Genomic DNA, 14184 nt, shown 5'->3' with positions numbered 1-14184 from the left:
AACTGCAACATCGCGCCCCCCCGGCGGCGCGTTACCAGAGGAAACAGACTGCCCCCGGCCGCACAGCTGTAGCCGCCGATGGATTCAGCAGCCGTGAACTTCAAAGTGGAGTATCTCAAAATGTGACGAAGGACTCGTTCTGCCAGCACTCCCCTTCAGGCGAAGCGCTGGCTCCGACTGGGATGGTACTCGCCACCCCTGCTCCTCTCTTGCAACGCCCATCGAGGGGCAATCGCCATTCCGGAAGGGGGCCCTCCATCCGCACATAGCGATCTGTCTTTCCACCAGGCGCAGTACCCCTCTCTTGCTACCAGCTGAAACCCGCGCCTGCGGAGAGGTTCTGGTCACTGCCACTGAACGCGCCCCCCAGGGAAACCGAGACGTTCCTCTTCTCGCCCAGTATCCGCTGGTAGCCCACGGCCAGTGCCGAACGCCCGTTCTGCGCCCCCACACCCGCACCAATACGGTTGTCGCCGCTCAGACCGGCGGTGTTGATGGCCATGCCCGCATAGGCGGCGCTGATCGCCCCCATCCGGTCCAGGCGCCTGTCCAACTGGGTGAAGCGGCGATCGGTGTACTCACGCTCTGCCTTGAAGCGATCCTCCATCTGCTGCACGTTCACCGCATCGGTCGCGCGCACGCCCGCTGCGACATTGCTGACCACACGCTCATTGCCCTGCGCGCCAACCGAGAATTCATTGTCGCGGTCGGCGCTGGAACCCGCGCCGATGGCCACCGAATTGTGGCCGGTGGCCGCTGCGCCTTCGCCGATCGCCACCGCGCCATTGCCATCGGCACGGCTGCCACTGCCCATCGCAACCGCACCACGGCCATCGGCGGTACTGCCGGTGCCCACCGCCACCGACCCTGCTCCCTTGCCTGGTGCAACCACGCCACCCGACCCGCCTCCACTACCACCACCGCTACGTTCAACCTCGGCCACGCGGTCATCCATATCGCGCCAACGGGCCTCCCAATCGGCCTTGACCTCCCACAGCTGCTGGCCATTGATGGCCTGCTGGCTGTCATGCGCCACCGCTCCGCGCGCCAGGTTCCCCAGGACCGTGCCGCCGCTGCCGCCCAGGCTGGCACTGGCCAGCGAAGCGTCATCGTAGGTCAACATGTTCAACAAGGTGCCGGTGTTCGGGTCGACCCCGAGCGCCGAGCGCAACTGGCCCATGGTCACGGCATCATCTGCTTCCTCGCCGGCCTTGACGTTGGTCAAACGGCGCTTGAGCGTGGCGTTGCCGAAGGAAACGGTGTTGTCGGCGCCCGTCTGAGATCCGGCACCGAGCGCGAGGCTGCCCTGGTGAATACTGCGCGCCCGGTAGCCCAGCGCGATGCCGCCCTCTGCCGAGCCTTCCGCCTCGTAGCCCAGCGCCATGCTGCCCTGGTCCTTGGCTTTGGCGGCATAGCCCAATGCCACGCCGTGTTCTCCAGTCACCTCGCTCTTCATGCCTACGGCAACGGCATCCATTTCAACGCTGTTGGTCGCGCCAATGACCTTGGCGTTTCCGCCCAGGGCAATCGAGCCGCCCCCCGTGACCTGTGCAGATGGCCCGATCGCAATGGAGTAGTCATCGGGGTCCGATCCTTTGGCATTGATGCTGTCCGCGCTGGCGTTCCGGCCGATGGCAATGTCCGCCTGGCCTGTGGTGGAAGTGCCCCTTCCGAGCAAGACATTCTCGTCGTCAAAGGATGCGACTTTGCCTGCACGGGACGCCGCTTCGCAGCGCAGGCCGTCCGACACCACCTCGCCGACACCGCATCCCAGTGCCTCTGCGAGCTCGTTGGCCCAGCCCCCCGCTGCCGGCAGCGACAGAGCGACAATCAGTGCCGATGCCAGTTGCAGGCCGCGCGCAGGCGGCTGATATAGGGAAACGACGCGACGGCGTGGCGGCATGACAATATCTCCATGGAATGCTGATGGGGGGCTGCCGCAATGGCGCGGGCAGTCACCCCGGAGCGGGATGGAGTCATGGTGTGCGACGCTCGCAGGCCGACCTATCGGACAGCGACGAATCTGCCGCCTCTGGATCAACACTTCGCACCAGAAAAAGAAACGCCGGGCAGAGCCCGGCGTTTCTCGATCACTTCAGCAGCGCAGGCGGGACGCCGCGGCGCTTATTCCGATTCCCACCACATCCAGAAGCTGTCCCACAGGCGCTTGAAGAAGCCGGCCTGCTCAACGGCGGCCACGGCCACCAGCGGCGCTTCGGCGACGACCTTGCCATCCAGGGTGACCTTCACGGTGCCGATCTGCTGGCCGGCGGTGAACGGTGCTTCCAGGGTCTTGGGCACATCGATGCTCGGCTTCAGGTCGTTGTAGCGGCCGCGCGGCACGCTCACCAGCATCGGCTGGGCCACGCCCAGCTGCACCTTGTCGGTGGTGCCCTTCCAGACCTTGTGCTCGGCCACGGCCTTGCCCGGCTCGTACAGGCGGTGGGTCTCGAAGAAGCGGAAGCCCCAGTTCAGCAGCGCCAGGCTGTCATCGGCACGCTGCTTTTCCGACGCACCGCCCAACACCACGGCGATCAGGCGCTGGTCGCCACGCTGCGCCGAACTCATCAGGCAGTAGCCCGCTTCGGAGGTGTGGCCGGTCTTGATGCCGTCCACGCTGCCGTCGCGCCACAACAGCAGGTTGCGGTTCGGTTGCTTGATGTTGCCGACCTGGAATTCCTTGATCTTGTTGTACGCGTAGGTTTCCGGGTAATCACGCACCATCGCGCGGCCCAGCAGCGCCAGGTCGTAGGCGGTGCTGTGGTGGCCTTCGGCGGTCAGGCCGTGGGCGTTGACGAAGTGGGAGTTCTTCATGCCGATCTTGGCGGCGTAGCTGTTCATCAGCGACGCAAAGGCTTCTTCGCTGCCGGCCACGTGCTCGGCCAGGGCGATCGCGGCGTCATTGCCGGACTGGATCGCCATGCCCTTTTCCATGTCTTCCAGGCGTGCGGTCTGGTTGACCGGGAAGCCGCTGTAGCTGCCGTCGGTACCCGCGCCGCCTTCGCGCCAGGCGCGTTCGCTCATCATCACCTGGTCATCCGCACGGACCTTGCCGTTCTTGACCTCGGCGGCGATCACGTAGGACGTCATCACCTTGGTGATGCTGGCCGGGGCCAGCTGCTCGTGGATGTTCTCGCCGGCCAGCACCTGGCCGGTGGCGTAGTCCATCAGCACCCAGGCCTTGGATACGCTCGGCACCGGCGCCGGCGGGGTGGCAACGGTGGCCGGGGCGGCAGCGGCGGCGGGCGCCGGCGTGGCCGGGGTCGGCAGCGGGGTCTGGGCGGAAGCCAGGCCCACCACCAGGGTGGCGGCCAGGGCGGTGGCGGCGGAACGGAAATTCATTGGACAGCAGGCTCCAGGGGACGGCCAGGAATGGAGGGTGGAACGTAGTGGCCATTGTAAGGCCGGGGCAGCATGGGCCGGCAGCACCGGCCCGAGTGGGTCAATCCTTGACGATCTGCGGCGAACCCAGGCCCAGACCGGCAATGCGGCCGACAAGTTCCGCGGCACTGGCATGGTCGCTGGCGGGAACGCGCAGGCGGAACAGGGTGCGGCCACCGGCGGCGATGTCGCTGATGGTCGCGCCGACGATGCCGGCGGCGTTGAGCTGGCCCATTGCGCGGTTGGCATTGTCGCGGCTGGAGAAGCTGGCGACCTGCACCATCACCGCGCCCACTACCTGCTGCGACAGGCTGGGGGCGGTCGGTGTGGCCGGCGTCGTACGCGCCGGCGCCGGCGTGACCGCGCGCGGCGCGGCGCTGGCGACGGCAACCGGTGCCACAGGGGCGCTGCGCGCCGGCGGTGCGCTCGGCGGCAGGCTGCTGACCGCCACGTCCGGCACGGCGCTGGCCACGCCCTGGGTGGTGGCCGGCTGGCCACGCGCAGGCATGGCGTCGGCCGGCAGGCGCTTGACCAGGCGATCAATGTCGCTGTCGGCGGTGGCACGCGCAGCCGTTACCGGGCGCGTACTGGCCGCCGCGACAGCCGTTTCGGCGGCACGGCGCTCGCGGCGCGACGGCTTTTGGGCCAGCAGGTTGCTCTCGCCCGGTTGCAGCGCACGCACTTCCACGTTGCCGGTACCGCGCTGGGTGATGCCCAGCCGCACCGCGGCGGCATAACTGAGGTCGACCACGCGGCCATCATGGAACGGGCCACGGTCGTTGACGCGCACGATCACCGACTCGCCGTTGTCCAGGTTGGTGACGCGGGCGAAGCTGGGCAGCGGCAGCGTCTTGTGCGCGGCGGTGAACTGGTACATGTCGTAGACCTCGCGGTTGGAGGTCAGGCGGCCGTGGAACTTGGCGCCGTAGTACGAGGCCGTACCGCGCTCGACATAGTTGCGGGTGTCGTCGAGCACCTTGTACGACTTGCCCAGCACCACGTACGGCGACTTGTTGCCGATGGCCGAACGCTCTTCGGCGGTCACTTCCGGCTCGGGAATGCAGGCGACGTTGGGAATGTAGTCCGGGGTGCTGTCACGCACGCCTGGCTTGTACAGCCCCCCGGCGGTGTAGTTGCCGCGCGTGTTCGGGTCTTCCTTGGCCGCAGCATAGGGCGAGCCCTCCGGGCAATGCGCCGGGCGCGAGCCGCGACCCTGCACCACCGTGCCGCTGGGCTTGCCACCGTGGCCGGCCGTGGCCGGCTTCTTCGGCGCACTGCTGCAGGCAGCCAGCGCGAGGACGATCAAGCTCGGGACCAGCCATCTGATGTTCATGCCGGGGGCAGCTCCTGTCCGGCGATGGCCTGCGACAACTGGAACACGGCCATCGCGTACATCTTCGAGAGGTTGTAGCGGGTGATCGCGTAGTAATTCTGGAAGCCCAGCCAGTACTGCTTGCCGGTGCTGCCCTCAAGCGTGATCGGCGTTGCGGTGGCGCCCGGCTGCACCGCAGCGCTGGGCTGGTAGCCGCGCTGCGCCAGGTCGGCCAGCGACCAGGTCGGCATCCATTCGGTCGGGTTGAACTCCTCGCGACCCGGCGCCAGCGTGGCCGGTACGGCCACCTGGCCACCACGGACCCAGCCGCCCTTCTTCACGAAATAATTGGCGATGGACGAGAACACATCGTCGTAGCTGGTGAACAGGTCGCGACGGCCATCGCCATTACCGTCCACGGCGTAATCGAGATAGCTGGACGGCATGAACTGGCCCATGCCCATCGCACCGGCATAGCTGCCCTTGAGCGTGGTGATGTCCAGCTTTTCCTCACGGCCCAGCTCGAACAGCTTGGCCAGCTCATCGCGGAAGAACAGCTCGCGGCGCACTTCGCGTTCCAGCTTGGCCGGGTCGCCACTGCGCGGGTAGTAGAACGCCAGCGTGTACAGCGCATCGAGCACACGGTGGTTGCCGGCATTTTTCCCGTAACTGGTCTCCACGCCGATGATCGCCACGATCACTTCGGCCGGCACGCCGGTGCGCTGCTGCACGCGATCCAGTTCGGCACGATGCTGGGCCAGGAACGCGCGGCCGCCATCAATGCGTGCCTTGCTGATGAACATCGGCCGGTATTCGTTCCACGGTTTGACCCGTTCGGCCGGGCGCGACATGGCGGCGATGATCGGCTGGCGCACCTGCGCCTGATCGAGCACGCTGCTGATCTGCTCCGGCTTCAGCCCATAGCGCTTGGCCGTATCGGCAACAAAGCGGGCCCGTGCGACCTCGAACGGCACCGGAGTGAGATCGACCGGCGGCGCTGTAGCAGCGGCCGCTTCGGGCGCGGCTTCGGCCGGGCCGTGGGCCTTGGTGGCGGGCTGGCGCGGCGTACTGCTGGCCTGGGGCGAAGACGGTGGGGACTTCGGCTGGGTCGCGCAGGCGACCAGGCCGAGGGTGAGCATGCAGGCCAGAGTGCGTCGAATCATCGTCGCAGGTTAGCAGGTCATGGATGAATTAAAACCCCTAACACCATGAATCACAACGATTTGCCCGCGTTCAGCGGGAAATGTGAAGACGTCGTGATCGAGCTTCCCCATTCAGATAGAGGTGGCCGGTTGCGTCCCCATCCCCGCAGACGCAACCGGCGACCGGATCCGGTCGGTACCTGCGCGGCTGCCGCTCCCCAGTGGCAGTTCCCCGCGCTCCCTGTACCCGTTGGATCAGTACTGCTCCCGCCCGACGCCCCCTCGCGCTGCATCGATTGACGGCGCGCCGTGCCGAACGGGCCGCCATTGTGCAGGCCGATTACGACAAGTCCATTGATCAAGATCAACGCGGTGTAAAAATGTGAACCAGATAACGTTTTTCGCGGACTTTGGTCGGAGAGCGTGTTGCGTCGCATTGTTGTGAGAACGCTTCCACAACGGGCATTGCGCAGCGCCAGGAAGTCTCCGGCCAACGGCGCAGCCCCTCGTGGGTCGCCGCGAAAAGCAGTTCACGGGTGAGGCCAGGTAGATGGGCTGCGCAGGGGCCGCTGCAAGTACGTCCATGTAAGCTCGGTCGCCGCATCCATGCGGCTCACGCCCCTGCGCAGCCCATCTACCCGGCCACGGACAGGTTCCGTGCGCGTCTACCCACGGAGAAGCAAGAGAAGATCAAAAGCGGGTCGCGGCGCTGCGCTTGCTCATAAGCCGAGCACGGCTCGGCGCTACACAAGGCAATGAAGCGACCCGCCAGGCTGCATTTGCTTTTGATTTTCTCTTGCTTCTCCGTGGGTAGACGCGCCCGAAAACTATCAGGGGCGGGCGCGGTGGGTTCGCGGGACCGTTGGCGCCATGGATGGCGCCATCGAGCCCCCAGGGACGGGTTTACGGCGTGTCCCGCGAACCCACCGCACCCGCCCCACACATGAGCCGCGTTACGCGACCACCCACGAGGGCCTGCGCCGTTGGCTGGAAACGCTATCCCCCGTGCACGGGCCGATGCCCGCGTACCGCCATCACCAGCCCGATGCCGGCCAACAGCGAAACCGCCGAGGTCCCGCCATAACTGATCAGCGGCATCGGAATGCCCACTACCGGCAGCAGGCCGGAAATCATTCCGCCGTTCACCAGCACGTAGACGAAGAACGCCAGCCCCAGGCTACCGGCCAGCAATCGCGCGTGCGTGTCGCGCGCGTGCACCGCAATCCACAGGCAACGCCCCACCACGAACAGGTACAGCGCAAACAGCGTCGCCACGCCGATCCAGCCAAACTCTTCGGCCAGCACCGAGAACGCAAAGTCGGTGGTGTACTCGGGCAGGAAATCGAGCGTGGCCTGTGTGCCCTGCCCCCAGCCACGTCCTTGCCAGCCCCCGGAACCGATCGCGATGCGCGATTGCAGGATGTTCCAGCCGGTACCAAGCGGGTCGGCCGCCGGGTCGAGGAAGGTCAGCACACGATCCTTCTGGTATTGCCGCAGCAAGCCGAACCACGCCAGGGGTGCAGCCACTGCCAGCCCTGCCGCCCCGGTCGCCAACCAACCCCAGTGCAAGCCAGCCAGCAACAACGCGAACACGCCACTGGCAGTGACCAACGTGGCGGTGCCGAGGTTGGGCTGCATGAGGATCAACACCGCCGGCACGCCGATCAGCAGCGCGGCGGTCAATACCGTGCGCGGCGAGGGCGGCAGTGGTTGCCGATGCAGGTACCACGCCATCATCAGCGGCAGGCTGAGCTTGAGCAGCTCGGACGGCTGCAGGTAGAACACGCCGAGGTTCAGCCAGCGCTGCCCGTACTTGCCGGTGCCGATGACGTACACCGCCATCAGCGGCAGCATCGACAGCGCGTAGATCGCAGGGGTCCACGCACGCAATCGCAGCAGCGAAACACGCGACAGCAGCCACATCGCCAACAGCCCACCGGCAAAGCGTGCCGCCTGCCCGGCCACCGGGCCGGACACGCTGTGCAGCACCGCCAAGCCGGCGCCCATCAGGATCAACAACGCGCCCAGCAACGGCAGATCGATCGTGCGCAGCGCCTCACGGCAGCCGCCAAGCAGTCGTTTCCATTTCACGCGGGCACGGTAGCAACGGGTGCTTGCGTGAAGCTGTCAGGGTGCTCCTGCTCTCCGTAGCCGAGCTGCGGGGTCAGATCCCTTTTTCCTGTGGAAAAAGGGATCTGACCCCGACGCCGGACTCAACCGTAGCCGCCGTGCACCGGGTTGTGGCTGCGCACCGCCATTACCAGGCCGAAACCGGCCAGCAGCGACACCGCCGAAGTACCACCGTAGCTGATCAGCGGCATCGGCACGCCTACCACCGGCAGCAGGCCGGAAATCATCCCGCCATTCACCAGCACGTAGACGAAGAACGCCAGGCCGGTGGCACCCGCCAGCAGGCGCGAATAGGAATCGCGTGACTGGCTGGCGATCCACAGGCAACGCCCGATCACCACCAGGTACAGCGCCAGCACGGTGGCCACGCCGATCCAGCCGAATTCCTCGCTCAGCACCGAGAACGCGAAGTCGGTGGTCTGCTCGGGAATGAAGTTCAGGTGCGACTGCGAGCCTTCGCCCCAGCCCTTGCCATCGAAGCCGCCGGAACCGATGGCGATCTTCGACTGGATGATGTTCCAGCCGGCGCCAAGCGCGTCCATCTCCGGGTCCAGGAACATCATGATGCGGTCCTTCTGGTACGGCCGCAGCAACCAGAACCACGCCACCGGCGCGACCGCAGCCACGCCGCCCACGCCCAGCCCAACCCACCACCACGGCAGGCCCGCCAGCAGCAGCACGAACACGCCGCTGGCGGCGATCAGCACGCCAGTACCGAAGTCCGGCTGCAGCATCACCAGGCCGGTGGGTACGCCGATGATGATCAAGGCCACGAGCACGGTATTGAAGCGCGGCGGCAGCGGCATCTTGTGCAGGTACCACGCCACCATCATCGGCAGGCTCACCTTCAGCAGCTCGGCCGGCTGCAGGTAGAAGAATTTCAGGTCCAGCCACTGCCGGCCATATTTACCGGTGCCCAGCACGAACACCGCCAGCAGCGGGATCATCGAGATCGCGTAGATCATCGGCGTGGCCGAGCGGATGCGCAGGATCGGCACCCGCGAGATGCCCCACAGTGCGGCCATGCCCACCGCGAAACGCGCGCCCTGCGCCATCACCAGGCTGTCGCCACCAGCGCTCTTCAGGGTCGCCAGGCCAATCACCATCAGCGCGCCCAGGGCCAGGCACAGCACCCAGTCCAGCGTGCTGAAAAAGCGGCGCAGCATGTCGCCGGCCCAGCGCAGGAATACTCTCATCGTGCAGGCTCCGCAGGGGCCGGGCGCGGCGTGGCTGGCAGCGCGGCGGCCTGCGCACCCGGCTGCGGCGCAGGCGCAGGCGCGGGCTCCGGCGTGGGTGCACCGATCAGCACCGGGTGCTCTCCCACCTGTGCAGCGGCGAGGTCACCGGCCTGGCGCGCGCCCGCGTCCTCGTTGTCGAACGCGGTGGCGCCGATGGCGGTGGTGCCGCGCTCGCTGTCCAGCGGCTGCATGCCTTCGGGCATCTTGCCCAACAGGTAAGCGTCGAACACCTTGCGTGCGATCGGCGCCGCGGCCGAACCACCATAGCCACCACCTTCCACTGCCACCGCAATTGCGATGACCGGGTTGTCCGCCGGCGCAAAGCCGACGAACAGTGCGCGGTGACGCAGATGCATCGGCAGGCTCTTCGGATTCACGGCGGCGGTACCCTTGCGGCTGATGACCTGCGCGGTACCGGTCTTGCCGGCCATCACGTACGGCGCACCGACGGCCACGCGCCAGCCGCTGCCGCCGGGCCGCATGGTTGCCATCATGCCCTCGCGCACGGCCTGCACGTTGTTGGGATTGGGGCTGACCGGCTTGCTCTCGCCGGGCGGCATCGCCGTCCAGTCGCTGTCGAAGCCTTCGCGCTGCTGGATCACCAGGTGCGGGGTGCGCAGCTGGCCGTCGGCCAGGCCGCTGACGCCGCGCGCCAGCTGCAGCGGGGTGACCTTCCAGTCACCCTGGCCGATGCTGATGTTGACCGTATCGCCGGGATACCAGGCTTCCTTGCGGCTCTTCCGCTTGTAGGCGGGCGACGGCAGGATGCCGCCGATCTCGCCGGTGAGGTCGATGCCGGTCGGCTGGCCGAAGCCGTAGTACTCCATGTAATGGTCGAAGCGCTCGATGCCCAGGTCCAGCGCCAGCTTGTAGTAATAGGTGTTGACCGACTCGGCGATGGACTTGCGCAGATCAGTCCAGCCGTGGCCGCCACGGTGGGCGTCACCCCAGCCGCGCGAGGTGCCCGGCAGGTAGAACATGCCGGTGGAGAGCACCTTGTCTTCCGGGCGGCGCACGCCGGAGTCCAGTCCCGCCAGGCCGATCAGCGGCTTCAGCGTGGAACCGGGAGCGACGCCACCGAGCACCAGGCGGTTGAACTGTGGCCGCGACGGGTTTTCGTTCAAGGCCTTGAAGTCGGCATGGGAAATGCCGTTGACGAACAGGTTGGGGTCGTAGGACGGCAGGCTGACCATCGCCAGCACTTCGCCAGTGCGCGGATCCATCGCCACCGCCGAACCCTCCTGGTCGCCGAACGCGGCCACCATCGCGCGCTGCAGGTCGGCGTCGATCGACAGCCGCAGGTCGGCGCCGGACTGCGCGGCGACGCGGCCGATGGTGCGGATCGCGCGACCCTGCACATTGGTCTCGACCTGCTCGTAGCCGACCTTGCCGCGCAGCTGCTGCTCGTAATAGCGTTCCAGGCCGGACTTGCCGATGTGGGTCAGCGCGGCATTGCCTTCGCCGAGGATCTCCAGATCCTTGTCATCAACGCGGCCGACGTAGCCGATGATGTGCGCGAACAGATCGCCATAGGGATAGCGCCGGGTCAGGTAGGGTTCCAGCTCGACCCCCGGGAAACGCCAGCGGTCGACGGCAAAGCGCGCCATCTCCTCGTCGCTCATGCGCAGCTTCAGCGTGACCGGCAGGAACTTGCGGCGCGCCTTGCGCGACCTGTTGAATGCTTCCAGCTCTTCCGGGCTGATGCTGATGATCTTCGCCAGCCCTTCCAGGGTGGCATCCATGTCCTTGACCTTGTCCGGAGTCACATCCAGGCGGAAGGCCGGCACGTTTTCGGCCAGCAGGCGACCGTTGCGGTCGTAGATCATGCCGCGCCCTGGCACCACCGGCCGCGGCTTGATGCGGTTGGCTTCCGAGCGCGTGGCGTAGACGTCGTGGTCCAGCACCTGCAGCTTGAAGTACCAGCCGCCCAGGCCCAGCAGGCAGACCAGCACGCCCAGGAAACCCAGCGCCGCACGGCGGCGGAACTGTTCGGCTTCGGCGTGCGGGTTCTTGACCTGGCGGCGCGGGATCATGGCTCAGCGCCCGCGCTTGCCGAAGCGCACCGCGTCCAGCAGCACGAACACCAGCGGCCACAGGCCCATGCCCAGCAGAGGCGCCCACCAGTACGACCAGGGCAGGGTCGGCTCATCCACCACGATGTGGACCAGCGCGCTGACGATGCGATCGTTGAACAGCAGGCCGCCGATGGCCAGCATCTGCTGGGACATCGGGAAGAAGCGGATGCGGGCACGGAAGCGCTGCAGGATGAAGGCCAGCATTACCAGCCGCAGTGCCTGTTCGCCCAGCACGCCGCCGTACAGCAGGTCGGCCACCACGCCGCTGGCAAAGGCGATGCCCAGGCCGACGCGCTCAGGAGCTTCGATCACCCAGTACGCCAGCACCAGCGCCAGCCAGTACGGGCGCAGCGGCTGCAGCAGCGCCGGCAGCGGCAGCAGGCCCAGCAGCAGCGCCACCACCAGGCTGGCCGGCAGCACCCACGGGTTGTCGCGCAGGCGGCTCATCGCTGGGCCTCCGGCGTGGTCGGTTGCCGGCCAGCGGCCGGCACTACCGTGGATCCAGCTGGGGGAGAGCCCCCCTCTTGTTGAGGGGGGGGCGCCGAAGGCGCGGGGGTAAGGGAGGATGCGGGGGCAACAGTCCTCGTCTGCGACGAGGGCTGTTGCCGGCCAGCGACCGGCGCTACCGGGGAGCTGACCGGAGCTGGCGTCGTTGCCGCTGGCGCGGCTCCCGCAGACACGCTGGCGCCGGTGGCCGGGCCCCCCGGGGCGGTTTCTTCCAGCTGCAGGCGCAGCTCCGGCGGAATGCGGATCGCCGCGCCCGGGCGCAGCAGCAGCACGTCGCGGCCGCGGTCGAGCTGGGCCGCCGGCTTCAGTTCGCCGACCAGGAAGGCGTGGGTGTCGTCCGGGCGCAGGCCGGTGATGGTGCCGACCGGGAAACCGGCCGGGAAGCGCCCGCCGAGGCCGGAGGTGACGATCTCATCGCCCACTTCCACGCCAGCGCTGAGCGGGATGTCGCGCAGTTCCAGCGTGTCGCCGCGGCCATAGACGATCAGGCGCACGCCGTTGCGGGCCACGGTGACCGGCACCGCGTGGTCGGGATCGGTCAGCAGCAGCACGGTGGAGGTGCCACCGGTGACGCTGATCACCTGCCCCATCAAGCCGCCGGCGTCGATCACCGCCTGGCCGACGTGCACGCCCTCGCGGCTGCCTGCGTCGAGCACCAGGCGCTGCTTCACCGGGTCCAGGTCGATGTCCAGGATCGGCGCCAGCTGCACGTCCAGGCCACTGCGCTCGGCCACGTTCAGCAGTTCGCGCAACTGGGCGTTGTCCAGCGCGGCGGTCTGCAGGCGAGTCAGGCGCGCGTTGGCCAGCAGCAGCTGGTTGCGCAGTTCACGGTTTTCGGTGACCAGCTGGGTATGGCTGGCGGCGGAATCCTTGACCTGGTTGCCGAGCTTGCCGGGCAGGCCAGCCAGTGCCCACACCGGCTGTACCAGGCTGTTGGCCTGCTCGCGCAGGCGTGCCAGCCAGCCAGCCTGGTCATCGAGCACGATCAGGGTGATGGCCAACGCGAGATAGGCCAGCAACCGCAGGGGGCTGGCGGCATCACCGGATCGGGAGGCGACGGGAGGACCGGCGTAGGGCGGCACGGCAACGATTCAACTGGCAGAAGGCGGAAGGGAAACACGCGGGCGCCCCGCCGGTGCCGGCCCGCCATCACGGCGGGCCGCACCCCGGAAGGGCGCGGCGGGCAGGAACGGCCGGGACGGCTTATTCCGGCGCAAAGAACTCGTTGCCGTGCATGTCCACCAGCTCCAGCGCACGACCGCCACCGCGCGCCACGCAGGTCAGCGGGTCGTCGGCCACCTGCACGTGCAGGCCGGTTTCCTCGGAGATCAGGCGGTCCAGGTCGCGCAGCAGGGCGCCACCACCGGTCAGCACGATGCCGCGCTCGGCGACGTCGGCGCACAGTTCCGGCGGGGTCTGCTCCAGCGCCAGCTTGACCGCGCTGACGATGCCCGACAGCGGTTCGTGCAGGGCCTCGAGCACTTCGTTGGAGCTGATCTTGATCATCTTCGGCACGCCCTCGGCGAGGTTGCGGCCGGAGATTTCCATCTCGATCACTTCCGCCTGCGGGTAGGCGCAGCCCAGCTCGACCTTGATGCGCTCGGCGGTGGCTTCACCGATCAGCATGCCGTGGTTGCGGCGCACGTAGTTGGTGATGGACTCGTCGAAGCGGTCGCCGCCGATGCGGACCGAGGCCGAATAGACGATGCCGTTGAGCGAGATGACCGCCACTTCGGTGGTGCCACCGCCGATGTCGATGACCATCGAGCCACGGGCTTCGGTGACCGGCATGCCGGCGCCGATCGCGGCGGCCATCGGTTCTTCGATCAGGAACACGTCACGGGCACCGGCTTCCTCGGCCGATTCCTTGATCGCGCGGCGCTCGACCTGGGTCGAGCCGGCCGGCACGCAGACCAGGACGCGCGGGCTCGGGCGCAGCACGCGCGACTTGTGCACCTTCTTGATGAAGTGCTTGAGCATCGCCTCGGTATAGGTGAAGTCGGCGATGACGCCGTCCTTCATCGGGCGGATGGTGGTGATGTGGCCCGGGGTACGGCCCAGCATCTGCTTGGCTTCGGCGCCGACGGCTGCCACCGAGCGGGTGCCACCGATGGCACGGTCCTGGCGCACGGCCACGACCGACGGCTCGTTCAGCACGATCCCCTGCCCGCGCACGTAGATGAGGGTGTTGGCCGTGCCCAGGTCGATGGACAGGTCGTTGGAGAACATGCCACGGAGTTTCTTGAACATCTGAGGAAGGAGTCCTGAGGGGTGTCGTGCCCGCCGCGGGATGGCGAAAAAATGGGCAGAAATCGAGGCCGACAAGCCTAGCAACCCGCCTGCCGCCGAGCAAGGAAAAAACTAGCTGAACCCGCGTCTTCACAGGCTTTCGGCCTGAT

General features: G+C 67.4%; 10 protein-coding genes. All 10 read right to left on the bottom strand.

Annotated features, from left to right (window positions below; translation table 11 throughout):
• Nucleotides 1-307: 307 nt before the first annotated feature.
• On the bottom strand, nt 308-2044 hold the full coding sequence (locus AC5P74_RS02665; RefSeq protein ID WP_346608167.1) for a YadA family autotransporter adhesin: 1737 nt from the start codon (nt 2042-2044) through the stop codon (nt 308-310).
• 80 nt (nt 2045-2124) lie between these two features.
• Nucleotides 2125-3342, bottom strand: coding sequence for a D-alanyl-D-alanine carboxypeptidase family protein (locus tag AC5P74_RS02660; protein WP_053498244.1), 1218 nt, complete (start codon nt 3340-3342; stop codon nt 2125-2127).
• Nucleotides 3343-3442: 100 nt separating this feature from the next.
• On the bottom strand, nt 3443-4714 hold the full coding sequence (locus AC5P74_RS02655; protein WP_053498246.1) for a septal ring lytic transglycosylase RlpA family protein: 1272 nt from the start codon (nt 4712-4714) through the stop codon (nt 3443-3445).
• Nucleotides 4711-5856, bottom strand: a complete 1146-nt coding sequence (gene mltB / locus AC5P74_RS02650; protein WP_005419390.1) for a lytic murein transglycosylase B — start codon at nt 5854-5856, stop codon at nt 4711-4713. Before mltB ends, AC5P74_RS02655 begins: the two co-directional genes overlap by 4 nt.
• A gap of 975 nt (nt 5857-6831) precedes the next feature.
• The gene (rodA, locus tag AC5P74_RS02645; RefSeq protein WP_053501146.1) at nt 6832-7926 is read right to left on the bottom strand and encodes a rod shape-determining protein RodA; all 1095 of its coding nucleotides are present in this window, start codon (nt 7924-7926) and stop codon (nt 6832-6834) included.
• Between the two features lie 122 nt (nt 7927-8048).
• A complete protein-coding gene (gene rodA / locus AC5P74_RS02640; protein ID WP_005419392.1) occupies nt 8049-9161 on the bottom strand; it encodes a rod shape-determining protein RodA in 1113 nt (370 codons plus the stop codon).
• Nucleotides 9158-11236 carry a penicillin-binding protein 2 gene (mrdA, locus tag AC5P74_RS02635; RefSeq protein WP_053501144.1) on the bottom strand — a complete coding sequence of 693 codons (2079 nt, stop codon included), beginning with the start codon at nt 11234-11236 and terminating at the stop codon, nt 9158-9160. Before mrdA ends, rodA (AC5P74_RS02640) begins: the two co-directional genes overlap by 4 nt.
• Before the next feature lie 3 nt (nt 11237-11239).
• Complete coding sequence (mreD, locus tag AC5P74_RS02630; protein WP_005419400.1) at nt 11240-11725, bottom strand: rod shape-determining protein MreD; 486 nt, start codon at nt 11723-11725, stop codon at nt 11240-11242.
• The gene (gene mreC, locus AC5P74_RS02625) at nt 11722-12867 is read right to left on the bottom strand and encodes a rod shape-determining protein MreC (protein ID WP_053501141.1); all 1146 of its coding nucleotides are present in this window, start codon (nt 12865-12867) and stop codon (nt 11722-11724) included. Before mreC ends, mreD begins: the two co-directional genes overlap by 4 nt.
• Before the next feature lie 121 nt (nt 12868-12988).
• A complete protein-coding gene (locus AC5P74_RS02620) occupies nt 12989-14035 on the bottom strand; it encodes a rod shape-determining protein (RefSeq protein WP_005419402.1) in 1047 nt (348 codons plus the stop codon).
• Nucleotides 14036-14184 lie beyond the last annotated feature (149 nt).

The sequence above is a fragment of the Stenotrophomonas sp. YJH_SMC_94-11 genome (genome assembly GCF_059370435.1).
This window is presented reverse-complemented; position numbering and strand designations above follow the sequence as displayed.